This window comes from Methylobacterium sp. WSM2598 (assembly GCF_000379105.1).
Lineage (GTDB): Bacteria > Pseudomonadota > Alphaproteobacteria > Rhizobiales > Beijerinckiaceae > Methylobacterium.
On sequence record NZ_KB900609.1, the window covers coordinates 3,593,078 to 3,617,650 of the forward strand.

At 73.8% G+C, this 24,573-nt stretch carries 23 protein-coding genes; 13 read left to right on the forward strand and 10 right to left on the reverse strand.

Features of this window, described 5'->3' with window-relative positions; translation table 11 throughout:
- On the forward strand, nt 1–248 hold a 248-nt coding region (locus tag MET2598_RS36770; protein ID WP_036270415.1), incomplete at its 5' end, for a tlde1 domain-containing protein.
- A gap of 192 nt (nt 249–440) precedes the next feature.
- On the opposite strand, the gene MET2598_RS0117185 is transcribed toward MET2598_RS36770, so the two are convergent.
- Nucleotides 441–1,241: a lytic murein transglycosylase gene (locus tag MET2598_RS0117185; protein WP_012331951.1), complete on the reverse strand. Its 801-nt coding sequence runs from the start codon at nt 1,239–1,241 to the stop codon at nt 441–443.
- 311 nt (nt 1,242–1,552) lie between these two features.
- Here MET2598_RS0117185 and MET2598_RS0117190 point away from each other — a divergent pair, with 311 nt between their 5' ends.
- The 8 genes from MET2598_RS0117190 (at nt 1,553) to MET2598_RS0117225 (ending at nt 10,858) form a co-directional block, all read left to right on the forward strand.
- Nucleotides 1,553–2,728 (forward strand): NAD-dependent epimerase/dehydratase family protein, encoded by a 1,176-nt coding sequence (locus MET2598_RS0117190; protein WP_018261703.1) that lies wholly within the window; start codon nt 1,553–1,555, stop codon nt 2,726–2,728.
- Complete coding sequence (locus MET2598_RS0117195) at nt 2,725–3,816, forward strand: NAD-dependent epimerase/dehydratase family protein (RefSeq protein ID WP_012331949.1); 1,092 nt, start codon at nt 2,725–2,727, stop codon at nt 3,814–3,816. The genes MET2598_RS0117190 and MET2598_RS0117195 overlap by 4 nt, the downstream gene beginning before the upstream one ends.
- Nucleotides 3,817–3,903: 87 nt before the next feature.
- Nucleotides 3,904–5,202, forward strand: a complete 1,299-nt coding sequence (locus MET2598_RS0117200; RefSeq protein WP_018261704.1) for a TIGR04295 family B12-binding domain-containing radical SAM protein — start codon at nt 3,904–3,906, stop codon at nt 5,200–5,202.
- Nucleotides 5,187–6,347 carry a glycosyltransferase family 4 protein gene (locus MET2598_RS0117205; RefSeq protein ID WP_018261705.1) on the forward strand — a complete coding sequence of 387 codons (1,161 nt, stop codon included), beginning with the start codon at nt 5,187–5,189 and terminating at the stop codon, nt 6,345–6,347. Before MET2598_RS0117200 ends, MET2598_RS0117205 begins: the two co-directional genes overlap by 16 nt.
- Nucleotides 6,344–7,501, forward strand: coding sequence for a CgeB family protein (locus MET2598_RS0117210; RefSeq protein ID WP_018261706.1), 1,158 nt, complete (start codon nt 6,344–6,346; stop codon nt 7,499–7,501). The genes MET2598_RS0117205 and MET2598_RS0117210 overlap by 4 nt, the downstream gene beginning before the upstream one ends.
- 40 nt (nt 7,502–7,541) lie before the next feature.
- Nucleotides 7,542–8,639, forward strand: coding sequence for a CgeB family protein (locus tag MET2598_RS0117215; protein ID WP_018261707.1), 1,098 nt, complete (start codon nt 7,542–7,544; stop codon nt 8,637–8,639).
- Entirely contained in the window at nt 8,636–9,781 is a 1,146-nt protein-coding gene (locus MET2598_RS0117220; RefSeq protein WP_018261708.1) for a CgeB family protein, read from the forward strand. The genes MET2598_RS0117215 and MET2598_RS0117220 overlap by 4 nt, the downstream gene beginning before the upstream one ends.
- Before the next feature lie 54 nt (nt 9,782–9,835).
- On the forward strand, nt 9,836–10,858 hold the full coding sequence (locus MET2598_RS0117225) for a UDP-glucuronic acid decarboxylase family protein (RefSeq protein ID WP_018261709.1): 1,023 nt from the start codon (nt 9,836–9,838) through the stop codon (nt 10,856–10,858).
- On the opposite strand, the gene MET2598_RS0117230 is transcribed toward MET2598_RS0117225, so the two are convergent.
- From MET2598_RS0117230 to MET2598_RS0117240, 3 genes are all read right to left on the reverse strand, one after another.
- Complete coding sequence (locus tag MET2598_RS0117230) at nt 10,859–11,035, reverse strand: metallothionein (protein WP_012331942.1); 177 nt, start codon at nt 11,033–11,035, stop codon at nt 10,859–10,861.
- 67 nt (nt 11,036–11,102) lie between these two features.
- The gene (locus MET2598_RS0117235) at nt 11,103–11,963 is read right to left on the reverse strand and encodes a PIG-L deacetylase family protein (RefSeq protein ID WP_236728739.1); all 861 of its coding nucleotides are present in this window, start codon (nt 11,961–11,963) and stop codon (nt 11,103–11,105) included.
- The gene (locus MET2598_RS0117240; RefSeq protein WP_018261711.1) at nt 11,960–12,895 is read right to left on the reverse strand and encodes a glycosyl hydrolase; all 936 of its coding nucleotides are present in this window, start codon (nt 12,893–12,895) and stop codon (nt 11,960–11,962) included. The genes MET2598_RS0117235 and MET2598_RS0117240 overlap by 4 nt, the downstream gene beginning before the upstream one ends.
- 745 nt (nt 12,896–13,640) lie before the next feature.
- On the opposite strand from MET2598_RS0117240, the gene MET2598_RS41225 reads away from it, so the two are divergent.
- The gene (locus MET2598_RS41225) at nt 13,641–13,991 is read left to right on the forward strand and encodes a hypothetical protein (protein WP_157182188.1); all 351 of its coding nucleotides are present in this window, start codon (nt 13,641–13,643) and stop codon (nt 13,989–13,991) included.
- Nucleotides 13,992–14,508: 517 nt separating this feature from the next.
- Here the strand turns inward: MET2598_RS41225 and MET2598_RS0117245 are convergent.
- The 4 genes from MET2598_RS0117245 to MET2598_RS0117260 form a co-directional block, all read right to left on the reverse strand.
- Nucleotides 14,509–15,135, reverse strand: coding sequence for a 2,3-bisphosphoglycerate-dependent phosphoglycerate mutase (locus tag MET2598_RS0117245; protein ID WP_012331939.1), 627 nt, complete (start codon nt 15,133–15,135; stop codon nt 14,509–14,511).
- 34 nt (nt 15,136–15,169) lie between these two features.
- Entirely contained in the window at nt 15,170–15,967 is a 798-nt protein-coding gene (dapB, locus tag MET2598_RS0117250; RefSeq protein ID WP_018261712.1) for a 4-hydroxy-tetrahydrodipicolinate reductase, read from the reverse strand.
- Between the two features lie 80 nt (nt 15,968–16,047).
- Nucleotides 16,048–16,827, reverse strand: a complete 780-nt coding sequence (locus MET2598_RS0117255) for a MarC family protein (RefSeq protein WP_018261713.1) — start codon at nt 16,825–16,827, stop codon at nt 16,048–16,050.
- A 6-nt stretch (nt 16,828–16,833) separates the two neighbouring features.
- Nucleotides 16,834–17,580 (reverse strand): class I SAM-dependent methyltransferase, encoded by a 747-nt coding sequence (locus tag MET2598_RS0117260; RefSeq protein ID WP_012331936.1) that lies wholly within the window; start codon nt 17,578–17,580, stop codon nt 16,834–16,836.
- 196 nt (nt 17,581–17,776) lie between these two features.
- Here MET2598_RS0117260 and gloB point away from each other — a divergent pair, with 196 nt between their 5' ends.
- From gloB to MET2598_RS41230, 3 genes are all read left to right on the forward strand, one after another.
- Complete coding sequence (gene gloB, locus MET2598_RS0117265) at nt 17,777–18,544, forward strand: hydroxyacylglutathione hydrolase (RefSeq protein ID WP_018261714.1); 768 nt, start codon at nt 17,777–17,779, stop codon at nt 18,542–18,544.
- Between the two features lie 109 nt (nt 18,545–18,653).
- Nucleotides 18,654–19,097 (forward strand): cupin domain-containing protein, encoded by a 444-nt coding sequence (locus MET2598_RS0117270; protein ID WP_012331934.1) that lies wholly within the window; start codon nt 18,654–18,656, stop codon nt 19,095–19,097.
- 444 nt (nt 19,098–19,541) lie between these two features.
- Nucleotides 19,542–19,778: a hypothetical protein gene (locus MET2598_RS41230; protein ID WP_012331933.1), complete on the forward strand. Its 237-nt coding sequence runs from the start codon at nt 19,542–19,544 to the stop codon at nt 19,776–19,778.
- Nucleotides 19,779–19,833: 55 nt separating this feature from the next.
- On the opposite strand, the gene yddG is transcribed toward MET2598_RS41230, so the two are convergent.
- Together yddG and MET2598_RS43405 are read right to left on the reverse strand one after the other, a co-directional pair.
- Complete coding sequence (gene yddG, locus MET2598_RS0117275) at nt 19,834–20,718, reverse strand: aromatic amino acid exporter YddG (RefSeq protein ID WP_012331932.1); 885 nt, start codon at nt 20,716–20,718, stop codon at nt 19,834–19,836.
- 127 nt (nt 20,719–20,845) lie between these two features.
- Complete coding sequence (locus MET2598_RS43405; RefSeq protein WP_018261715.1) at nt 20,846–24,439, reverse strand: AsmA family protein; 3,594 nt, start codon at nt 24,437–24,439, stop codon at nt 20,846–20,848.
- Nucleotides 24,440–24,573: the final 134 nt, after the last annotated feature.

Here is a 24,573-nt window from a genome sequence, read left to right on the forward strand (position 1 = left end):
CGGTCGGCGGCAACGGGGCCGTCCACGGCCGGGTCGGGCTCCTCGCCCACACCTACATGCTCGGCCCGACCGGCGCCTCGAACGGCTGCGTCTCGTTCCGCCACTACGACCGCTTCCTGCAGGCCTTCCTGCGCGGCGAGGTGCAGCGCCTCGTCGTGGTGGCGGGGCGCGGCCCGGACGGGCCGCCCGCCGCGCCCGACCGCCGCATCGGCCTGTCGGAGCGGCCCGCCACCGGCGGGGGCGCCTAAGCGGAATTGCGCCCGGCAACTCTGCTTAACTCTTGTTCCTGCATCTTTTTGGCCGCCGAACCGGTGACCATTTCGGCACCGGCCGGGACCGGCCGGCGGAATGATGCCTAGGCCCCGCCTCGGCCGCCCTCGCGCCGCGGCGTGCGCGACGGACGTCGATCGCCCGCGCGGGCGAGGGCGCCGGGACCGCCCCTACTCCCCTCCGTCGATGCGCTTGCCGATGATGGCGATGGCGCGCTGGTAGACGGAGGCGGCGTTCCAGCCCTGGATCGCCGCGAAGTTCGGCTCGCCCGGCTGGTAGCCGGCGCCGCGCTGCCAGCCATGCGCGCGCAGGAAGTTCGCCGTCGAATTGAGCGCGTTCGACACGTTGTCGAGGCTGCCGCCCGTGCCGTAATTCAGCACGTTCTTGGGCAGGAACTGGGTGTGGCCGACCTCGCCATGCGCGGCGCCGCGGGTGCTCGGCGACATGACGCCCCGGTCGATCAGCGCCAGCGCGGCGTAGAGCTGGTCCGTGAAATAGGCCGAGCGGCGGCAATCGTAGGCGAGCGTCGCCACCGCCGAGAGGGTGTTCACGTTGCCCTTCACGGCGCCGAAGCCCGTCTCCATGCCCCAGATCGCCAGGAGCGGCCCGGGCGGCACGCCGTAGCGCTGCTCGATCCCGGCGAACAGGGCGGCGTTCGAGGCCCTCAGCGCCCGCCCGCGCGAGACGATGGCCGGCCCGCCGCGCTTGGCCATGAACTGCTCCAGCGAGAGCCGGAAGCTCTTCTGGCCGCGATCCGCCGCGATGGTGGGGGAGGAGTAGGAGGTGCCCATCAGCGCCTGGAGGCTCGCCGCGCTCGCCCGGCCCCGCGCCTCCTCGGCGAATTCTCGCTTCCACGCCTCGAACCCGCCCGGACCGTTGCCGCACTGGGCGGCCTCGGCCGCGCCCGCCGCGACCATGAACGCCGCGAGACCTACCCCGAGATAGGGCTTTGCGTACCCAGCACCGCTCATCGCAGACTCCCTCACCCCGGCGGACCTCGTCCGACCGGCCGTCCTTCCGCATACTTAGCCGTTCGTCCGGCCACGGCTACGCCCCGTTCGACGCGGCTCGACTTCGGATGCGGGCCCGATGGCGATCCGCAACACTGTGTTGTGCCGCTGCATCGCTGCCCTGCACCTCCCGCTCCACCGAGCCCGATTTTCCGCGCGCCGCCAAGGCACGAGTGAGGCAGGCGGCGCCGAGCCGGGCGGCGGCGCGTCGAAATCGGTGGAGAACCGGGCCTGTCCGGCCGGATCAGGGAACTTAGATACGGGCGGGATGTATGTACCTCGATCCCCCGCGGGATCGGCAGCGGAAGGGCGTGTGCGTGCCGCAGACCATCCTGATCACCGGCGGAGCCGGTTTCATCGGCCGGGCGGTCGCCCGGGCCCTTGTCGCGAGAGGCGACCGGGTTCGCGTCCTCGACAGCCTGATCGAGCAGGTGCATGGCGGCCTCGCGCGGCCGGACGACATGCCGGACGACCTGCCGGACGCGGTCGACCTGCGGCGCGGCGACGTGCGCGACCCGGCCGCGGTGGCGCAGGTGCTGATCGGCGTCGACAAGGTCATCCACCTCGCCGCGGAGGTGGGGGTCGGCCAGAGCATGTACGCGGTCGAGCGCTACGTCTCGGTCAACGACGTCGGGACGGCGGTGCTGTTCCAGGCGCTGATCCAGCGGCCCGTCGAGCGGGTCGTCGTCGCCTCCTCGATGAGCATCTACGGCGAGGGGCTCTACCGCGACGCGGAGGGCCGGCTCGTGGAGGACGTCGTGCGCCAGCCCCGCTCGGGGCCGGACGCGCCCTGGGACCCCCTCGATGCGGCGGGCCGCCCGCTCACCCCGGTGCCGACGCCGGAATGGAAGCGCCCGGCCCTGGCCTCGGTCTACGCCCTGTCGAAATACGCGCAGGAGCGCCTCACCCTGATGCTCGCCCCCGCCTACGGGATGGAGGGCGTCGCCCTGCGCCTCTGGAATGCCTACGGGCCGGGCCAGGCCCTCTCCAACCCCTACACGGGCGTCCTGGCGATCTTCGCCTCGCGCCTCCACAACGGGGCGGCCCCGGTGATGTTCGAGGACGGGCAGCAGCTGCGCGACTTCGTGCACGTCGACGACGTCGCGCAGTCCTTCCTGCTCGCGCTCGACCGGCCGGAGGCGGCCGGTCAGGTCTACAACATCGGCTCGGGCGTCTCCCGCTCGGTGAGCGAGGTCGGGACGCTCCTCGCCCGCGCCATGGGCCGCAGCGAGATCCGCCCGGAGATCGCCGGCAAGCTGCGGGCGGGCGACATCCGCCACTGCATCCCGGACATCACCAAGGCGCAAACCGAGCTCGGCTACGCGCCCCGCCGCGACTTCGCGGACGGGCTCGCGGAGCTCGCGGCCTGGGTCGCCGCGCAATCCGATGCGCAGGACCGCGTCGCCGAGGCCCGGCGCGAACTCGAGAAGCACGGGCTCGTCGCATGAGCGGGCGCAGCGACGGGGGACCCATCCTGATCACCGGCGGCGCCGGCTTCATCGGCGCGAACCTCGCGGACGCGCTCGCGGCCGAGGGCCGCGACGTGCTGATCTACGACGCGCTGCTGCGGCCCGGCGTCGAGGCCAATCTCGACTGGCTCAAGCGCCGGCACCCGCGCCGCGTCTCGGCCGTGGTGGCGGACGTGCGCGACACCGCCTCCCTCTCGGCCGCCGCCGCGCGGGCGGGGGCGGTGTTCCACTTCGCCGCCCAGGTCGCCGTGACGACGAGCCTCGTCGCGCCGGCGGAGGATTTCGCCGTCAATCTCGGGGCGACGCTCGCCCTGCTCGAAGCCCTGCGCGGCCGGCCCGATCCCGCCCCGCTGCTGTTTTCCTCGACCAACAAGGTCTACGGGGACCTCGGCGACCTCGCCTTCCGGCGCGAGGGCGAGGCCTACCGGCCGGCGGAGGAGCGGCTGCACCGCCACGGCATCGGCGAGGACCGCTCCCTGGACTTCCACACCCCCTACGGCTGCTCGAAGGGCGGCGCCGACCAGTACGTGCTCGATTACGCCCGCAGCTTCGGCGTGCCGACCTGCGTGATGCGCATGAGCTGCATCTACGGCCCGCGCCAGATGGGCACCGAGGACCAGGGCTGGGTGGCGCATTTCCTGATCCGCGCCCTGGAGGGCCAGCCGATCGCCATCTACGGCGACGGCTGCCAGGTGCGCGACATCCTGCACGTGGCGGACGCGGTGGCGGCCTACCGGGCGGCGCTCGCCCGGATCGACCTCGTGAGCGGGCGCGCCTACAATCTCGGCGGCGGACCGGCCAACGCGGTGAGCCTGCGCCAGGTGCTCGCCGCGATCCGCGACATCGTCGGCCGCCCCCTCGACCTCAGCTTCCACGACTGGCGCGCGGGGGATCAGCGCTACTACGTCTCCGACACGCGCCGCGCCGGCGCCGATCTCGACCTCGCCGCGCCGATCCCGTGGCGGCGGGGTCTCGCCGACCTCGCCCGCTGGCTCGCCGAGGCGCGCGGCCTCGCCCTGCCGGAATCCGCCCCGCGCCGCGAACCCGAGCCGGTATCTTCCGCTTAACCAGGATCGGGCGAAAAGGCCTTGTCGCCGAAGATCGCCCCACCAGTTCCCGCAACGCGTATTCAGCCGGCGTCAGGACCTCAATCGGTGAGAATTGCCCTCGTCAACCCGACCTGGACCTTCACGCAAAGCATCTATTTCGGCTGCCGCGAGGCGCATCTGCCGATCGAGCTCGGCGCCTGCAAGGTGCTGCTGGAGGCGGCGGGCCACGAGGTGCTGATGCGGGACGGGGCCCTGGACGGGCTCGGCCTGGACGCGCTGGCGGAGGAGGTCGCGGCCTTCCGCCCGGCCATGACGGTGGTGACGACCGCCCCCACCTACCTGTTCTGGCGCTGTGCCCAGCCGGAGCTGCGGGTGCCCCGGGCCTTCCTGGAGGCCCTCGGCGACCGCGGCGGCACCACGGTCGCGGTCGGCCCGCACGGCTCGGTGACGCCCGAGACCACGCTCGCCAAGCTCGGCTGCGACCTCGTGGTGCGGGGCGAGTGCGAGGAGGTGGTGGCGGCCCTGGCCGCCGGCGGCCTCGCCGCCCCCGCCCGGGTCCCCTCCCTGGCCTTCCGGGAGGAGGGCGCGATCACGGTCACGGGCGGGCCGGCGGCGACGCGCTTCACCGACCTGCCGGCGCTCGCCTGGCCGGATGGCTGGATCGCCCGGCACCACCACCATCACCACCGCTTCGACCGCGCCCCGGACGGCCCGGGCGCGGAGGTCGAGGCCTCCCGCGGCTGCCCCTACAGCTGCACCTTCTGCGCCAAGATCGATTTTCGGGACACCTATCGCCGCCGCGAGCTCCCCCTCGTGCTGGCGGAGATCGACCGGCTGATCGCCCAGGGCGTGACCTACATCTACTTCATCGACGAGATCTTCCTGCCGCAGAAGCCGCTGCTGGAGGCGCTGGTCGGCCGCGAGGTGGCGTTCGGGGTGCAGACCCGGATCGACCTGTGGAAACCCGACATGCTCGACCTCCTCGGGCGGGCCGGCTGCGTCTCGATCGAGGCCGGGGTGGAGAGCCTGACCGAGGAGGGCCGCGCCCTCCTCGACAAGAATTGCCGCGCCTCGACCGACGACCTCGCCGAGCGGCTGATCCACGCCCGGCGCTCGGTGCCCTTCGTGCAGGCGAACCTGATCAAGGTGGCGGGCGACGACCCCGACCTCGTGGCGGCGTGGCGCGACCGGCTTCGCGCCGCCGGGGTCTGGGCCAACGACCCGGTCCCGCTCTACCCCTATCCCTCGTCGCCCGATTACCGCCGCCTGTGGGGCGCGCCGGACGGGCAGGCCTGGGAGCGGGCCCACGCCCATTACCTCGCGCAGTTCGACCGCTTCAGCGAGATCCAGGAGGAGCGGCCGGCCCCGTTGACCGAATTGGAATCCGCATGCTGCCCGGCCTGACCGCCGCGCGCCCGCGCGCTCCGTCCCTCAACCTGTTCATGACCGCGGACGCGGTCGGGGGCGTCTGGCAATACGCCCTCGACCTCTGCCTCGACCTCGACCGGCGGGGCCTGCGGGTCACGCTGGCGGTGCTGGGCCCCGAGCCCAGCCTCGACCAGCTGCGGGCGGCCCGGGCCATCAGGGGGCTCGACCTGCGGGTGATGGACGTCCCCCTCGACTGGACCGCCCTGACGAGGAGCGAGGTCGAGACCGCGGCCTGGCGCGTCGCCCGCGAGGCCGAGCGGGCCGAGGCCGACCTCATCCACCTCAACAGCCCGGCGCTGGCCGGGGTGGTGCCCTTCCCGCGGCCGGTCGTCGCCGTGGCGCATTCCTGCGTGGCGACGTGGTGGGCGGCCAATCGCCCGGGGCCGCTGCCGCCCGACCTCGCCTGGCGGGCGGCGCTGGCGGGGTCCGGCTACCGGCGGGCCGCCTGCGTGCTGGCCCCCACCCACGCCTTCGCGCAAGCCACCCGGGCGACCTACGGGCTCGCCAGCCCGCCGCGGGTGGTGCCGAACGGGCGGCGCAGCCCGGCGGAGCGCGGGCACCGCACCCCGCGCGGCGCCGCCGCCTCGCCCTTCGCCTTCACGGGCGGGCGCCTGTGGGACGAGGGCAAGGGCACCGCGACCCTCGACCGGGTCGCCGCCCGGATCGCGCCGCTCCCCTTCCTGGCCGCCGGCCCCCTCGACGGGCCCAACGCCGCCCGGGTCTCGCCCCAGCACCTGCGCTGCCTCGGCCGGCTCACCGACCAGGACATGGCGCGCTGGCTCGCGGGCGCGCCGATCTACGTCTCGGCGGCGCGCTACGAGCCCTTCGGTCTCGGCGTCCTGGAGGCGGCGAGCGCCGGCTGCCCCCTGGTCCTCTCCGACATCCCGACCTTCCGCGAGCTCTGGGACGAGGCCGCCATCTTCATCGAGCCGGAGGACGACGCGGGCTTCGCGGCGGCGGTCGCGCTCGTGGCCGGGGATCCGGCCATCCGGGCGCGGCTCGGCGCCGAGGCGAAGGCCAGGGCCGACCGGCTCACCGTCGAGGCCATGGGCGCGGGCGTGCTCGCGGCCTACGAGGCCGTGCTCGGCGAAGCTCCGCTTCGCGCCGGAGCCCCCGCGTGAGGATCAGCGTCTTCACCCATTCCCTGCGCTCCTGCTGGAACCACGGCAACGCGCATTTCCTGCGCGGCGTCCTGCGCGAGCTGATCGCGCGCGGCCACGCGGTCGCCGTGCACGAGCCCGAGGGCGCCTGGAGCCTCGCCAACCTGCGCGCCGACCACGGCGAGGCCGGCGCCGCCGCCTCGCTCGCGCCCTATCCGGAGCTGTCCTCGCGCATCGACCCGCCGGGCTCCGACCCGGCCGATTTCCTCGACGGGGCGGACCTCGTCCTGGTCCACGAGTGGAACGAGCCCGCCCTCGTCGCCCGCATCGGCGCGCTCCGGAAGGCCGGCGGGCGCTTCACGCTGCTGTTCCACGACACCCATCACCGGGCGGTGAGCGAGCCCGAGGCCATGCGGGCCTTCGACCTCACGGGCTACGACGGGGTGCTCGCCTTCGGCGAGACGCTGGCCGAGGTCTATCGCGGCTGGGGCTGGGGCGACCGCGTCTTCGTCTGGCACGAGGCCGCCGACACCCGCCTGTTCCGCCCGCCGCCGCGGGAGCAGGCCCGCGCGGGCCTGGTCTGGATCGGCAATTGGGGCGACGGCGAGCGCAGCGCCGAACTGGAGACCTTCCTGTTCGGGCCGGCCGGGGCGGCTTGCCTCCCCCTCGACGTCTGGGGCGTGCGCTACCCGCCCGAGGCCCTCGCCGCCCTCGACCGGCACGGGATCCGTTACCGCGGCTGGCTGCCGAACGCCCGGGCGCCGGAGGTCTTCGCCCGCCATCTCGCCACCGTCCACGTGCCGCGGCGGTTCTACGTCGAGGCGCTGCCGGGCATCCCGACCATCCGGGTCTTCGAGGCGCTGGCCTGCGGCATCCCCCTCGTCAGCGCGCCCTGGCGCGACAGCGAGGGCCTGTTCACCCCGGGCCGCGACTTCCTGACGGCGGCGGACGGGGCGGCGATGACCCGCCACCTGCGGGCGCTGCGCGAGGATCCCGCGCTGCGGGCGGAGCTCGCGGCGCACGGCCTCGCGACGATCCGGGCGCGCCACACCTGCGCGCACCGGGCCGAGGAATTGCTGGCCGTGGCGGAGAGGCTGCGCGGCGCGGATGACGCGCGGCGCCGAGGGCCGGCCGCCGAAGCGGCCGCGAGAACGGCCGCGAGAACGGCCGGATGAGGAGGGTGCGGGTGGAATCGACGGACGGAGCGCGGGCCCGATGAGCACCATCGCCTTCTACGGCTCGAGCCTCCTCTCCTCCTACTGGAACGGCGCGGCGACCTACTATCGGGGCCTGATCCGTGACCTCGCGGGGCGGGGCTGGCGCACGACCTTCTACGAGCCGGACGCGTTCGACCGGCAACGCCACCGCGACATCGACCCGCCGGACTGGGCCGCCGTGACGGTCTACCCGGCAACCGAGGAGGCGGCGCGGGCGGTCATCGCCGAGGCGGCGCGGGCCGACGTGGTGGTGAAGGCCTCCGGCGTCGGCGTGTTCGACGACCTTCTCCTCGCCGGGCTCGCCGCCGCGTCCCGGCCCGACGCCCTGCGGCTGTTCTGGGACGTGGACGCCCCGGCGACCCTCGCGGAGCTGCGCACCGCCCCCGACCACCCCCTGCGCCGGGCCCTGCCGGACCTCGACCTCGTGCTCACCTACGGGGGCGGCCCGCCGGTGGTGGAGGCCTACGAGGAGTTCGGCGCCCGGCGCTGCATCCCGATCTACAACGCCCTCGACCCCGACACCCATCACCCGGTGCCGCCGGATCCGCGCTTCGCCGCCGACCTCTCCTTCCTGGGCAACCGCCTGCCGGACCGGGAGGCGCGGGTGGAGGAGTTCTTCCTGGCCCCGGCGGCGCGCCTGCCCGAACGCGCCTTCCTGATCGGCGGCAACGGCTGGGAGTCGCGCGGGCTTCCGGCCAATGTCCGGCATCTCGGCCACGTCTCCACCCGCGACCACAACGCCTTCAACGCGACGCCGCGCGCGGTGCTCAACATCGCCCGCGACTCGATGGCGGCGACCGGCTGGTCGCCCGCCACCCGGGTCTTCGAGGCGGCGGGCGCCGGGGCCTGCCTGATCACCGATGCCTGGACGGGCCTGGAGATGTTCCTGAGCCCCGGCGAGGAGGTGCTGGTGGCCCGCGACGGGGCCGACGTCGCCGCGCATCTGGCCGACCTCACGGCCGAGCGCGCCGCGGCGATCGGGCGGGCGGCCCGCCGCCGCATCCTCGCCGAGCACACCTACGCGCGCCGCGGCGCCGCGGTGGACGCGATCCTGCGCGCGGCCCTGGCGGAGAAGCGCGGAGGGCGCGCCCCGTGACCCGCCCCCTCGACCTCGTCGTCCTCGGCCTCAGCCTGTCCTCGTCCTGGGGCAACGGCCACGCCACCACCTACCGGGCGCTGCTGCGGGCCTTCGCGGCGCGCGGCCACCGCGTCACCTTCCTGGAGCGGGACGTGCCCTGGTACGCGGCCCATCGCGACCTCGCCGCGCCGGATTACTGCGACCTCGTCCTCTATCCCGACCTCGCGGCCCTGCGCGACCTGCGCCCGCGCCTGCTGCGGGCGGACGCGGTGATGGTCGGCTCCTACGTGCCGGAGGGCGTCGCGGTCGGCGCCCTGGCGGTCGCGACGATGCGGGAGGCGGGGGGCGTCGCCGCCTTCTACGACATCGACACGCCGGTGACGCTCGCCAAGCTCGCCCGGGGCGACCACGAGTACCTCACCCCCGACCTGATCCGCGCCTACGACCTCTACCTCTCCTTCACGGGCGGGCCGGTGCTGGAGCGCCTGGAGCGGGAGTTCGGCGCGCCCCGCGCCCGCGCCCTCTACTGCTCGGTCGATCCCGCCCTCTACGCGCCGACCGGCGCGGAGCCGGTCTACGACCTCTCCTATCTCGGCACCTACAGCCCGGACCGGCAGCCGACCCTGGAGCGGCTCCTGATCGAGCCCGCGCGGCGGGCGCCCGAGCTGCGCTTCGTGGTCGCCGGGCCGCAATATCCCGCCGACATCGCCTGGCCGCCGAACGTCGAGCGGCGCGACCACGTCGGCCCCGCCGATCACCCGGCCTTCTACGGCCTGAGCCGCTGGACCCTGAACGTCACCCGCGCCGACATGCGCGCGGCCGGCTACAGCCCGAGCGTCCGCCTGTTCGAGGCCGCCGCCTGCGGCACGCCGATCCTCTCGGACGACTGGCCGGGCCTCGGCACGATCCTGGCGCCGGGCCGCGAGATCGTGGTGGCCGAGGGCCCCGACGCGGTGCTGTCGGCGCTCACCCGGACGAGTCCGGCCGAGCGCGCCGCCCTGGCGCAGGCGGCCCGCCGCCGGGTGCTGGCCCGGCACAGCGCCGCGCACCGGGCCCAGGAACTCGAGGCGGCGCTCCTCGAGGCGGCGGCGCCTTCGCCCAAATACTCGCAGGAAGTATCGAAACTCCCGCTTGCCGAGGGCGTTAGGGGGCGGAGCTAAGTACCTTTCGGCGAGGGGCTCTCGGGCCTTCCCGCCGCAACCGCAGGAGGATCCATGACGCACCGCAAGTCCACGACCGTCCTCGTTGCCGGCGGTGCGGGTTTCCTGGGCTCCCATCTCTGCGACGCGCTCCTGGCCCGGGGCGACCGGGTGATCGCCCTCGACAGTTTCCTCACCGGCCGCCGCCGCAACCTGCGCCACCTGGAGCGCGACCCGCGCTTCGACCTCGTCGAGCACGACGTCGTGCGCCCCCTCCCGGCCGCCCTGCGGCGCCAGACTTTCGACCGGGTCTACAACCTCGCCTGCGCGGCCTCGCCGCCGCACTACCAGGCCGACCCGGAGCACACCCTGCTCACGAGCGTGCTCGGCACGCGCCACCTGCTCCTGGCGGCGGAAGCGTCGGGCGCCCGCTTCTTCCAGGCCTCGACCTCGGAGGTCTACGGCGACCCGGAGGTGCATCCGCAGCCGGAGGGCTACTGGGGCCACGTGAACCCGACCGGCCCGCGCGCCTGCTACGACGAGGGCAAGCGGGCGGGCGAGACGCTCTGCTACGACTACGCCCGGGCCGGGCGGGTGGCGGTGCGCGTGGCGCGCATCTTCAACACCTACGGGCCGCGGATGCGGGCGGATGACGGGCGGGTGGTCTCGAACGTGGTCTGCCAAGCGCTGGCGGGCGACGCCATCACGGTCTACGGGGACGGCTCGCAGACGCGCTCCTTCTGCTACGTGGCCGACCTGATCGAGGGGATCATCCGGCTCTCGCTGCACGAGGCGCCCGGCCTCGCGGTGTCGCCGGTCAACCTCGGCAACCCGGTCGAGCTGACCGTGTCCGACCTCGTGGCGCGCGTCCTCGCGATGACGGGCTCGGCCTCGCCGGTCGTGACCCGCCCGCTCCCCACCGACGACCCGCGCCGCCGCCGGCCGGACATCGCCCGGGCGAAGGAGCTGCTCGGCTGGTCGCCGGCGGTGCCGCTGGAGCAGGGCCTCAAGGCCACGATCCTGTGGTTCGCCGACGAGGCGGAGGATGGACCGCGCGGGGCGGTGGTCAGCGAGGAGCGCCGCGCGGCCCTGGTGTGATCAGCCGTGACAGGTGCAGCCGGCATGTCCGCAGCCGGCATGGTCCGGATGACCGGTCGCGCACTCGTCGCAGCAATAGGCCCGCCCGTCATGCTGCACGGCCTTGGCGAGCGGGACGACGCAGACACAATCCTCGCAGGCGCATTTCACCATCTCGACCGCGACTGGCTCGCTCATCGTCCGTCTCCCGGAATCCTCACGATGAGGGCGGCGAGGATGAGCCATCGGAGAGGCTTCCGCAAGGTCAGGGCGCGGGAGGCTCGCGGAGGGCGCTCTCCGCCGCCCCCGCCAGGGCGAGGAACCGCGCGCCGGTCAGGCCGAGCCCCCATTCCTCGTAGAGCAGCCGCCCCCCGTTCGGCAGCGCGTCGAAGCGCAGGTCCGGCGCCTCGCGGAAGCGTTCGAGGGCGATCGGCAGCCGGTTGAGGATCGCGGCCTGGCTGGCATGGGCGGCGAAGAGGTCGGCCTTGAGGGCGCAATCCTCCGGGTCGAGGTGGAGGGCGACGGCGCGCCGCGGCGGATCGGCCGGCAGGAAGTGCCCCTCCTCCGGCCCGGCCGGGCCGCGGTGGTAGTAGGGCATCTCGATCACCGCGAGCGCGCCGCCCATCAGCCGCTTCGCCCCCTGCACGGCGAGCGCCACCGCGTCGTGGTCCGGATGCCCGCCCTCGTAGGCGTGCGTGAGGGCGACCCGGATGCCCCGCGCGGCGAACAGCCCGGCGAGCCGCCGCGCCAGGGGCGCCAGCGCCTCCGCCACGCCCTGGTCGGGAAGGCCGAGGGCGAGGCGCCGCTCCGGCGGCACGCCGGCGCGGGTCAGGGCGGCGTCGAGCTCGCGCGCCCGGGCCGCCGCGTAGGCCGCCGGGTCGGGGAAGCCGCGGCGCGCCGCGTCCCGGCCGTCGCGCGGCGCCCCGTCGGTGACGTGGATCACCGTCAGCCCGGCGAGGCGCGGGAGCTGCGCCCCGCAGCCGATGCTCTCGTCGTCGGGATGCGCCACGACCAGGGCCGCCCGGCCGGCCTCGATCCGGCCGCGGGCCGGATGCGCCAGGGCGCTCAGGAAGGACTCGGCCTCCGGCGAGGAGGGCGCCAGCGGGCCGGTGACCACTTGGCTCACGGGAGGGGCGCCGGCATCACCAGCGCCTCCGGACGCGGGCGGAGCTGGGCGGCGTAGCGCCGGATCATCGCGGCGCAGAACTCCGCGAATTCCTCCTTCACCTGGGGCGGGCTGGTGTGGTGGGGCGCGATGCCCCGGTGCTCGGGGGTGAAGCAGAACGTCACCGTCACGTCGAACTCCGCCAGGGCCTCCATCTGCCGGTCGAACCAGTCGAGGGCGTTCGGCCGGAAGGAATCCGCCCAGGAGAGCCCGGTGCGCAGGGAGCGCACGCCGAGGCGGCGCATCCAGGCCACCGCGTCGTCGAGCCGGTGGTCCTCGAAGTGGAACCACTGGCACAGACCCATCGCCGGGGTGTGGCGGGCGAAGTGCTCCAGGGCGGGCTTGGGCGTGCCGTCCTCGCGCAGCAGCCCCATGTAGAAGTGCCGGTAGTAGGAGGAGCCCTCCGCTTCCCGGTGCCGGGTGGTGGCGCCCCAGGCCTGGGGCAGGTCGTAGAGACTGTACCAGTGGATGCGCGGGGTGCGGCCGATCAGCAACTCGGCGGTGCGGTCGAGCCCGAAGACCTGCACCTCCTCGGCCCCGAAGGTCGAGACCCCGACCTCGGTCACCCAGACCGGCTTGGGGGTGACGGCCCGGATCTCGGCGAGCTTCCGGGGCCACTCGTCGATCTGCCAGAGATTCCAGTCGAGGGGAAAGCCGTGGACCGCCACCACGTCGACGTGGTCGAGGGCGCGCTTGGACTCGAGGAACTGCACGAAGGTCGGGTCGATCGGCGAGAGGCCGCCGAGCACGGTGGGCAGCGTCGGCGCCTCCTGCTTCAGGGCGCGGGCCGCGCAGGTGAGGGTGTCGGCGAAGAGGTGCCAGCCCGGATCGATCTCGGGATCCCAGTGCGACTTGTTGTTGGGCTCGTTCCAGATCATCGCCGCTTCAATCATGCGGGCTCCTTCTCACTGCGCATCCGCCGTCGGGCGGGGGTGGTTCGTCGCGCGCCTCTCAGGCAGGCGATGTGGCGGGGTGCATCGCGCCGGCAAGGGTACGACGCCCTCGCGAGCGAGACGGCGCGGCCCATCTCGGCCGGGGTCCTCGTCCTCGCATCATTCCCGCCGCCGGGCCAGGGGCCGCTTAGGCGCGAACCGCCGGAGCCGTGCGCCCCGTTGACCGGCGCGAGGCCCGGCCGGCCGTTCCGGCCTCGTCCCGGCCCGTCCGGCCCGGAGGATGGGCCGGTCCCGCCTCCGCTGAGGTTGAAGCCCAGGGCAGGCCCGACGCGCGGGGCGCCCGGCCGTCGCCGTCACCGCCGAGGCGCTTCCGCCCTCGCGTGCGCGGTCCCTCCGAAACCGCGCGGGACAGGCCCATCGGGAGCGCCCTCTCGGCGCGTCGTGGATCGGTACCATGGACTTGGAGGCACGGCGAACAGATTGTCCGTTCGCCTCGGCACAGGATGCAACGTATCTCGCTTGCACATCCTAAGGAAATTCATTTAACTTGCGAAGGCCCTGAAATGGAAGAGGGTTTCGATATTCTTGATTTCTCGACGCATATCTCGTTAGAATTGCCAATTAGATCGTTTGTGTTCTCTGGAGACGAGGAGAATCATAGACCAAATAGCCTGATGTGAGGCCAATCGCGCATGTGCACACGGACGCGCATCTTAGCCCCGACAGGATGATAACGGGAGGGTGGGTGAACCCGAACATCGCCAGACGTCTTAAAAGAAAAGATGAGATAAATATGAAAGTACTAAGATATCCAACTGAGGAAGAAATCAAACTTTGGAGCCGTATAGCAAAACAAGATTCTAATTTTTGGACTAGATTTAAAGCATTAGTGACTGAAGCGGAGAGCACCGTTCTCACGAACAGCCAGTTGGCAATTATAAGCTATGTTATAGATGCAACAAGTGAAGTTAATTTCGTCTCTGTCACGGTAGATATGTTGGACAGAAACGGCATAAAACATGACGAATGGGTGGTTGGTGATCTCGTTATCTGCTTGCGCGGTCAAGCCCGATTTGAACTTGGCTACGCCGTATAGATGGAAACATAAAAGGCGAGCCGATGTGTAAATAATTACGATGGAAGCAAAAAAACTCGAACATGGGTAGACGCAAATCACGATGGGTTTGCTCAGAACGGGGAGCTGACGACACTCGCCGCACACAACATACCAAAAATAAATCTGTCATCAGATGAAAAGAAATTCCTCCTTCCAGATGGCGCAAAGATGCGCGGCTCAAGTAATTTTATAACGGACTCAGGAACTACGGACATGATAGCTGATATTTCGTTCGCGTATAGAGCATTTTCCGACGAAGTGGATGCCGGTTCGTCGAAGAGAATGCAGCAAAATCAAAGACCTAGAGCAGGGTTCCGTTGCAACTTGATCGAACCCTGCTCCAGCGTCGAGGCGCGACCGGCTTGAGACCGGCCATGGCCGGGCTGCGGCACGCCGGACAGGGGCGTGCCGCAGCCGCGTGCGAACGCCGCGTCTCACGGCGTGGGATGCTGGCGCGCAGCAGGCCGCGAGCCGCCGCCGCGCCACACCGTGCCGCTCACGCGTCCTTGTCGAGCACCTCTTTGCTCTCGACCGTGGTGTCGGCCTTGAGGCGGTAGACCAGCGGCACGCCGGTCCACAATTCCAGGCCGGGGATCGTCTCGGTGGTGAGCCCGTCGAGCACCATGACCAGCGCCCGCAGGGAATTGCCGTGGGCCGCGACCAGCACGCGCTCGCCGCGCATCACCCGGGGCAGAATCTCCCGCATCGTGTAGGGCAGGACGCGGGCCACCGTGTCCTTCAGGCTCTCGCCGCCGGGCGGGGGCACGTCGTAGGAGCGGCGCCAGATATGGACCTGGTCCTTGCCCCAGCGCGCGCGCGCATCGTCCTTGTTGAGCCCCGACAGGTCGCCGTAATCGCGCTCGTTGAGCGCCTCGTCGGCGATGGTCGGCAGGTCCGGCTGGCCGAGCTCCTCCAGGATCAGGGCGGCGGTGCGCTGCGCGCGGGTCAGCGCCGAGGTGAAGCAGATATCGAACCGGATGCCCTTCGCCTTCAGCCGGCGGCCCGCCGCCCGCGCCTCGGCAATGCCGACCTCGGTCAGGTCGGGATCGCGCCAGCCGGTGAAGAGGTTTTTCAGGTTCCACTCGCTCTGGCCGTGCCGCGCGAGGACGAGAAGGCGCTCCATGATCTTCCGTATCGCTCCGTGAAGCCTGAGGCCCTCAGAGGCCCAGGACGTCGTCCATGTCGTAGAGGCCGGGCTTCTGCGGCGCGGCCCAGAGGGCGGCCCGGATCGCCCCGCGCGCGAAGAGCCCGCGATCCTCGGCCCGGTGGGTGAGTTCGATCCGCTCGCCCGCCCCGGCGAAGATCACGCTGTGCTCGCCGACCACGCTGCCCCCGCGCAGGGTCGCGAAGCCGATCGTGCCGGGCACGCGGGGGCCGGTCTGGCCGTCGCGCACCGCGACCTTGCGCTCCGCCAGGGCCACCGCCCGGCCCTGGGCCGCCGCCTCGCCCAGGAGCAGGGCGGTGCCGGAGGGCGCGTCGACCTTGTGGCGATGATGCATCTCCAGGATCTCGATGTCGAAGTCCTCGCCGAGCGCCGCGGCGACCTTGCGCACGAGGCCGGCGAGCAGGTTGACGCCGAGAGACATGTTGCCCGAGCGCACGACGCGGGCGTGGCGGGAGGCCGCCTCCAGCCTGCGCAGATCGTCCGGCGACAGGCCGGTCGTGCCGACCACGTGCACGAGCCGCGCCTGCGCGACGAGTTCGGCGTAGAACACGGTGGCGGCCGGGGCGGTGAAGTCGAGGACGCCGTCGGCCTCCGCGAAGGCCCGCAGGGGGTCGTCCGTGACCGCCAGGCCGAGGGGGGGCAGGCCGGCGAGCAGGCCCGCATCCGTGCCGACCGCCTCCGCGCCCTCGCGCTCGACCGCGCCGGCGAGCGTGCAGCCCTCGGTGCTCGTCACGGCCTGGATCAGCATCCGGCCCATGCGCCCGGAGGCGCCCACCACCACGAGACGCATCGCGCTCTCGCTCCCCCAAAAGGCCAATCCGGCCGCGTGCCTCCTACAGGGCGGCAGCCCCTCTGCCAAGGCGCCGGTGCTCAGCCCGCCCGCGCGGCGAGCAGCGGCGCCAGGACGTCGACGACGCCGGTGAGCGTGATCTGCGTGCCGACGCAGAGCAGCAGAAAGGCCGAGAGCCGCCCGAGCACCCGGGCGCGGGCAGGGCCGATGCGCGCGACCACCCGGTCGGCGGAGGCGTAAGCGAGGTGCACCGACAGCGCGATCGCCAGCGCCGCCAGCGAGGCGCCGAGGAGGAAGCCGTAGCGCGCCGCCCCGCTCTCCGGCCGGCTCGCCCCGAGCGCGATGGCGACCGAGATCGTGCCGGGGCCGGTGGTGAAGGGCAGCGTCAGGGGGAAGAACGCGATCTCGTCGAGGCCCGCCCCGGCGACGCCCTCGGGGCCGCGGTCGGGGGCGCGGGACGGGTCCGGGATCCGGGACGGGTCCGGGATCCGGGAGGGGTTCGGGATCCGGGACTTGGCCGGCTCGGCCTGCGCGGCCTTGCGGGCCTCGCGCTCCTCCGGCGCGGCGAGGAGGCGCCAGGCCTGCGCGGCCACCACGAGGCCGCCGGCGATGCGCAGGGCCGCCAGCGTGATGCCGAAGAAGCTGAGGAGCGCCGCGCCCATCCACAGGGAGATCAGCATCACGGCCGCCGCGTAGAGGCCGATGCGCCGCGCCAGCAGCGCCCGCTCTCCGTGGCTGCGCCCGCCCGTCACCTCGGCGAAGATCAGGGCGGCGCCGAGCGGGTTGACGATCGAGAACAGGGCCGGGAGGGCGAGGAGGAAGCTCTGCAGGGCCGCGTCGAGCCCGGGGACGGGCAGCATCGCGCGTCAGACCCCGCCCGGCACCGGAGCGGGCGCGGGGGCGGGCACCAGCACCGGTGCCCGCAGCCGCGCCGCCCGGCGGGCGAAGACGGCGACCGGCCGGTGCAGCTGCTTGATCGCGTCGACCACGTGCAGCCCCGCGAAGGGGAGCGACAGGCCGGTCCCGACCCGCTCCCAGGCGCTGGCGGTGCGCAGGGTGACCCAGCCCTCGACCGGCGGCATGTAGAGCGTCTCGGCCCAGCCCTCGGCCGAGAACAGCGTCTCGCGCATCAGCCGGCTCAGCTGCGAGCGGCTGTAGGGCTGGCCGTGCCCGAACGGCGTCGCGTCCCGGCGCGCCCACAGGCCGCGGCGGTTCGGCACCACCAGCACGAGGCGCCCGCCCGGCGTGAGCACCCGCCAGACCTCCTGCAGCAGCTCGGCCGGGCTCTCGACCGCCTCGATGGCGTGGATGACGATCACCCGGTCCACCGCCGCCTCCGGGAGCGGCATCATGGTCGGATCGACGAGGGCCGAGGCGGTGCGCCCGGTCGTCGGCCAGTTCACCACGCCCTGCGTCGCCGGCATGAAGGCGAGGGTCCGCTCCGCCGCGTGCCGCACCGGCCCGAGATAGGGCACCGCGTAGCCGAGCCCGAGCACGCGCAGCCCCGCCACCGAGCCGAGGAAGCGGTGGACGGCGCGCCCGACATGGCGCTGCGCCACGGCGCCCAGGGGACCGCCGTAGAAGGCGCGAAGATCCGTGACGTCGACACTCATGCGATACGACTGGGCACCCGGGGGCGCGACGCGGCGCCACCGCCGGTCGCGTCGTGGTCATCAATGGGCGCTGTCAGGCCCGGCGGCAAGGCGTCGGGGGAGGCGCCGCCTTGACTCGCCGCGAATCTGCCCGCCGGAATCCCCGCGCGGGCCCGCCGCCCTACCTTCCCGGCCAGACGATTCGACGGAGACGCCCATGCCCGAGATCCGCACCTTCCTGTGCCGGAGCGACAATATCGGCGTGCTGATCCGCGACCCCGCCACGGGCGCCTGCGCGGCGATCGACGTGCCGGAGGCGGGGGCGGTGCTGCGCGTCCTCGGGGAGACCGGCTGGTCGCTCACCGACATCCTGGTCACGCACCGCCACTTCGACCACGTCGAGGGCATTCCCGAGGTGAAGGCGCGCACCGGGGCCCGGGTCACCGCCCCCGCCAAGGCCGGCGACGCCGTGCCGGAGGTCGACGCCACGGTGCGGGAAGGCGACGCGGTCAAGCTCGGCTCCCTCGTGGCGGCGGTCTGGGAGACGCCGGGCCATTGCGCCGACCACGTCACCTACTGGTTCGAGCGCGAGCGCATCGCCTTCGCGGGCGACACCCTGTTCACGCTCGGCTGCGGGCGGGTGATGGAGAGCCCCCCCGAGGTGCTGTGGCGCTCGCTCAGCCGCTTCCTCGCCCTGCCGGACGAGACCGCGATCTATTCGGGCCACGATTACGTGCTCTCGAACGCCCGCTTCGCCCTGGCGGCGGATCCGGACAACCCGAACCTCAAGGCCCGGGCCGAACTGGCCGAGCGGGTGAAGCGGGACGGCCGCTTCCTGATCCCGACCACGCTCGGGGAGGAGAAGGCGACGAACCCCTTCCTGCGCGCCACCGAGCCCGCCCTCGCCCGCGCCGTCGGCATGGCCCCGGGCTCCGACCCGGCCGCGGTGTTCACGGCCCTGCGCGAATGGAAGAACCGGTTCTGACGGCGGACCGGCCGGCGCGGCGCCGGCCGCCGCTGGCCGGGCCCGTCGCGCAGCATCGCGCGCGGCTCCGCCCCGAACCCGCCTCATCCCGCGCCGAGGACCCCGTTCCGTGACAGCCTCCAGCCTCACCGCCGCCGAGGTGATCCGCCTCCTCGACCTCAAGCCGCATCCGGAGGGCGGCCATTACCGCGAGACCTTCCGCGACCCGCACCAGATCGAGGGTCGGGCCGCCTCGACGGCGATCTACTACCTGCTCGACGTCGGCGAGACCTCGGAATGGCACCGGGTCGATGCGGCCGAGCTGTGGTTCTGGCACGCGGGCGCGCCGCTCGTGCTGACGGTGAGCCCGAACGGCCACGACGCCGAGGCGGTGCATCTCGGCCCCGACCTCGCCCACCGTCAGCGGCCGCAGGCCGTGGTGCCGGCCGGCCATTGGCAGACCGCGACCAGCCTCGGCGCCTGGACGCTGGTGAGTTGCACCGTGGCGCCGGGCTTCCGCTTCGAGGGGTTCGAAATGGCGCCGAAGGACTGGCGCCCGCTGCCGCGGCGATGAGGGGCCGATCCGGGCTCCGCCTGATCGAAGCGGGTCCCGGATCACGAGCCCGCGCGGCGCCCGAGCGAAGCCGGCATCCGCATGGCCGAAATGGAAGATGGCGAAGCCATCAACCGGATGGCGGATGACCTCGATCGACTGCCCGGCTCCGCGCGCCGCGGACGCGCGGGTGCCCTTGATGCCGCGCCCGCCCGGGCCGCGCCCGCCGGTCCCCGGACCAACCCGAGAGGGTTCGTCCCCGCTTCGTGCGCCGAAATCAATTGCCGATTGGGGCCTACACTTCAGGCATATCCCGCCATAGATCCCCATTGTCGTTGCCGGCCACGATATGATCAAGGCTTGGCAGCGCAGATCTGCGGAAACTATCTCGAAATTGCAAATCTCGGACTCGTCACTGCCGCTGGAGGCTCGACAATTGGAAGCTTGGCAATTGGAGGCTTGGCAATGAGAGGTTACTGGGTGCGGCGGACACGGTGGGGAACCTTCGCGATCCGGCTATCCCGGGACGGGCGCTGGCTCGCCATCTGCGACGGCGAGAATCTGGGCGCTTACCTCACGCCGCAACGGGCGCTCGATGACCTCACATCCGGCCATGCCCAGACGCCCGCGAACGGCGTGAGCACGTCGGGAGCCGGTCTTCCCGGCGCACTGGGCGAGTGGACGTTCGTCCGCTCGGGCTGAGCCGCCGGCACCTGCGCGGCCTCCCGAGGAAGCGCGCGAGGCGCGCGGCCGCCGGCTACGCCGCCCGCGCCCGCTCCGCTCGGTCCGCCCGCGTGGCGACGAGCGCCCCCGCCACGATCAGCGCGCAGGCGAGCGCCAGCGACAGCGTGGCGGGCGCGTAGCCGGCCGCGACCAGGATCAGCGTCGAGAGGACCGGGGCGGCGTAGGAGCCGACGCCGAGGAGCCGGATGTCGCCGCGCTTCACGCCGATGTCCCAGAGATAGAAGGCCGCCCCGACCGGCCCGAGGCCGAGCGCCGCGACCGCCCCCCACTGGCCCGGCGTCGCGGGCCAGACCGTGGTCTCGAAGGCGAGGTGGCAGAGGAGGCTCAGGAATGCGGTGGCGAGGCAGAAGCCCGCCACCGCGTCGGTCGGCACCGCGCCGACCCGCCGCGACAGCACCGAGTAGCCCGACCACAGGAAGGCGCAGGCCAGGGCCGCGAGGTAGCCCGGCAGCGCCGCCGCCTCGAAGCTCAGGCTGCCGCGCCCGAGGAACAGCGCGACGACGCCGGCGAGCCCGAGCAGCGCCCCGATCAGGTGCGCCGGCCGCAGGCCGCCCTCTCCGGGCAGCAGGGCCGAGAACAGCACGATCAGGAGCGGCCAGAGATAGCTGATCAGCCCCGCCTCGGCCGGGGGCGCGAGGCGCAGGGCCGCGAAGTAGAGGGCGTGGTAGCCGAACAGCCCCGCGAGCCCCAGCGCCCAGATGGCGGGCGGCTGGCGCAGGGCGGCGATGCCGGAGGGCCGCAGGATCCAGCTGGCGCAGCCGATCAGCCCGCCGAGCAGGAAGGTCATCGCGGCGAGCTGGAAGGGCGGCACGCGGCCCGAGGCCGCGGTGAACAGGGCGAGGAGCGACCAGAGCAGGATCGCCCCGGAGCCGGTGAGGGTGGCGGTGCGGACGGTCATGGTCCGCGCCTATCACGGGGCAGGGCTCGGGCGCACCCGGTTTCGCCGGTGAGGTCTCCGGCGGGTTCGCGAGCGGGACGGCCGAGCGGCCGCGCAACCCGCTCGGTCGCCGCGCCCGCGAGGGACGCTACTGGCTGGTCTCGGCCGGCATCGCCTCGCGGGCCCGGGCGGCCTCCTCGGCCCGCCGGCGCGCCTCCTCGGCCTGGCGCCGCGACTCCTCCTCCACCCGCCGCCGCGACTCCTCGGCTTGGCGCCGGGCCTCCTCCTCCGCCCGACGCCGCGCCTCCTCGGCGGCCCGCGCGGCGGCGACCTTCGCCTCCTCGGCCTGCCGGCGCGCCCACTCCACCTCGGCGGCGGCGCGGGCGCGGTCCATCTCCAGGCGGCTGCGGCGGCGGGCCTGCTCGCTGCGGTCGGCCTCGACCGTGTCGATCTTGTCGAGTTCGCGCTGCAGCACCACGGCGGCGAGCGCCGTCGTCAGGGTCGTCACGTCCGCGTCGCGGGCGGGGCGCGCCAGCGGGCCCGAGAGCGAGAGGGCGAGGCTCGGCGGCGGCGCCGTCCAGGCCCGCGGCGTGCGCTCGGCCGTGAAGGTGCCGCGGGCGTCGAGCCGCAGCGTCCGCAGGTCCAGCTGCACCATGCCGGCCCAGGTGAAGGGGCCGGGATCGACCGTGAAGGTGCCGGTGCGCAGGACGCCGCCGACGAGCGCCGCCGGCACCGAGACCGAGCCGGTCAGCCTCAGCATCCCGCGCCCGAACTCCTCCGACACCACCTGCTCGACCCGACCCGCGCGCAGCGGATCCTCCTCCGCGAGCAGCCGCACCAGCGCCCGCTCGACCCCGGACGGGTCGATCTCGCGGATCGTCAGGTCGGAGAAGCCGACCTCGCCGCTTCCCGCGAGATTGCCCACCAGGGCGGCCGGCGAGTCGCCCGCGGCCCCGACGCGCAGCCGGCCCGACAGCCGGCCGCGCACGGCCTCCCCACCCGTCAGGACCGGGATCGCCAGGTCCTCGAACAAGCCCTCGCCCGAGACCGTCGCCTGCCCGCCCTGGCGGGCCAGGGTGACGCGCCCGGAGAGCCGCCCGCCCGCGACGGCGCCCTCGAACTGGCCGAGCGACAGGCCGTCCGGCCCGAGGCCGAGGTCGAAGCGGGCGCCCTCGGCGGTGAGCCCGCGCCCGAGCGCGAGGCGCTGCGCGCTCACGGCGAGGCGGCCCCGGAAGGCCGGGGCGGGCGCCGGGCCGAAGCGGGTCTCCGGCCAGGGATCGGCCGGGCCGCCGCGCGCGTCGAGCACGAGCGCGGAGGCGAGCCAGGGCAGCGAGAGCTGGTCCAGCCGCGCGCTCCCCGAGAGCCCGCCCTCCTCCGGCCGCAGCACCGTCGCCGAGACCGCGCTGCCGAGCACGCTCCCCGCCAGGGACAGGCGCGGCACCTCGCCCTCGCGGCCGAGCCCGATGGTGAGCCGGGCCGGGACCGGGCCCGGCGGGGCGGCGCCGGGCCCGAGGAAGCCCGCCAGCGGGCGCAGGTCCGGGCTGTCGAGGGTCAGTTCGCCGTCCCGCGGGAGCGCGATCCCGTCGAGGGCGAGGGGGCGGCTCGTGGCGATCCGCACGCCCGCGAGATCGCCCGCGACGGTCACGGCGAGGGGCGAGGCCGGATCGGCGCCGCGCCGCCCGCTGACCCGCAGGGCGGCCGGCATGGCGAGGGCGGGGTCGTTCGGGCGGCCGAGCCATGCGCCCGAGCGGACCCGGTCGAGGCGCGCCTCGACGCTCTCCAGGCGCCCGGCGCTCGTCACGATCGAGAGGCCGAGGCGCCCGCCGCCCGCCTCGCCGCGGGCGTGGCTGCGCAGGCGCCCGCTCCCGCCGCCCGGGTCGCGCTCCAGCGTGACGTCGAGGGCGAGCGGCGCGGCGCGCAGGAAGTCCGGGACCGCCTCCGCCTCGGCGACGAGGTTGCGCTCCAGGAGGTCGATCAGCGGCGCGGCCACCGGCGCGGTGATGCGCCCGGCGATGCGCCCGGATCCGTCGGCGGCGATCCGGCCCGCGAGGCTCGCCTCCGCCCCCGCGAGGCCGCGCACCTCCAGGCTGCCGACCCGCAGAGCAGTCCCTTCGGATTGCAGGCTCGCCGCGATGGCGCCCGTGCGAGGCCCGCCCGGGCCGTAGCGCAGGTCGCGGGCCTGGAGCGTCAGGCCGAGATCGTGGTCGTGCAGGGTCTCGAACAGGCCGCGCAGCGGCGGCAGTTCCGCGAGGTCGAGGCCGTCCGCGACGATCTGGGCGTCCAGGCGCGGGCGCCCGCCCTCCTCGGCGGCCGGGCTGTAGCGGGCGCTGCCGGTCAGCCGCGCCTCCCCGAGCGCCACCCGCGCGTTGCGCAGGGAGAGGACCGGCAGGGCCGCCGTCACGTCGGCGGCGGCCTCGAAGGGACGCCCGTCGAGGAGGCGCAGGAGCGGGCTGCCGAACCCGAAGCGGTGGAGGAGGCGCGCGAACCGCTCGGAGGCCGGCGCCCTGACCGAGACGCGGCCCGCGAAGCTGCCCGGTCCCGAGAGGTCGCCGTCGAGGGAGAGCCGGGCGCCGCCGGGCGCCGTCGCCTCGACGCGGCGCAGCGCCAGGGCGCCCGAGGGGCGCAGGATCGCCGCCGCCGCGATCTCGGACCATTCGCCCTGCGCGATCGCCGCGCTCTCGACGGCGAGGTCGAGGGCGACCGTGCCGGGCAGCGGCGGGCCGAAGGCGGTGAAGCCGCGGGCGAGGAGGGCCTGCCCGTTGGGCGAGGCCAGGAAGGCGTCGAGGTCGAGGCGCCGCGCGTCGAGGGCGAGGGCCGCCTTCAGGCTCGGCAATTCGAGCGTGCCGCGGCCGCCGAGGCGCAGGGGCGCGCCGCCTCCGTCGATCTCCAGGGTCAGGGCGTCGAACGTGGCGACCCGGCCCTTCGCCTTGAAACCGCCCTGGAGGGTGAAGGGCAGGACGGGGGCGTGCCTGCCGGCCCCGCCCGCCCCGGGCGGGCCCGCGGCGGGCGGGGGCGACGCCACGGTCAGCCGCGCGGTGCCGCTCGCCTCGGGCGCGAGGCCCCGCACGGCATCGCCCACAAGGGCGAGCCGGGCGTCGATCTCGATCCGCGGCAGGGTCTCGCCCCCGGCCGTCGCCTTGACCGGCAGGGCCCCGTCCGGGAGCGGCATGCCGGTGGCGAGGCGGAACGGCAGGGCGCCCGCCATCCCCTCGGCCCGCCAGGGACCGGCGAGGCGCGGCGCGGAGAGGCGCACCGCCTCGGCGTAGAACTGGTCGGTGCGCCCGGTCGCCGGCACCACCGTGGTGAGGAGGAGCTGGGCGATGCGCAGGTCCTCGACGGCGAGGTCGCGCCCGCCCAGGACGGCGCCCAGATCCGGGGGCAGGACGAGGGCGCCGGCCTCGCTCACCGGCACCGTCACCTCGGCGCGGCCGATCTTGGTCTCGGTGAAGCGGATCTCGCCGGACAGGAGCGGCGTCAGCGCCACCTCGGCCTTGACGTAGCGGGCGTCGAGGGAGGTCCGGCCGGGGCTGCCGAGGACGACGTGGTCCATCCTCAGGCGGGGCGAGGGCAGGAGGCGGATCTCCAGGCGGCCGTCGCTGCGCACGGGCAGCCCGAGGGAGCGGCTGACCGCCGCGTCCACCGCGGCCCGATGCCCCTCCCAGTTCACGAAGGGCGGCACCGCCAGCGCGGCGACCAGGACGACGATGACGAGACCCGCCAGGGCGGTCAGGATGTCGCGCACGAAGAAGCCTTCCCCTCCCCTTCCGCCGGGACCCGGCCGCGGCCGTAGAATCCTGACACCGCTAGCATATCGGCATCGGCGGCAGCGCCCAATCCGCAGCCTGCCACGGGCGGCGCCCCGCGTCTTCGCGGGGG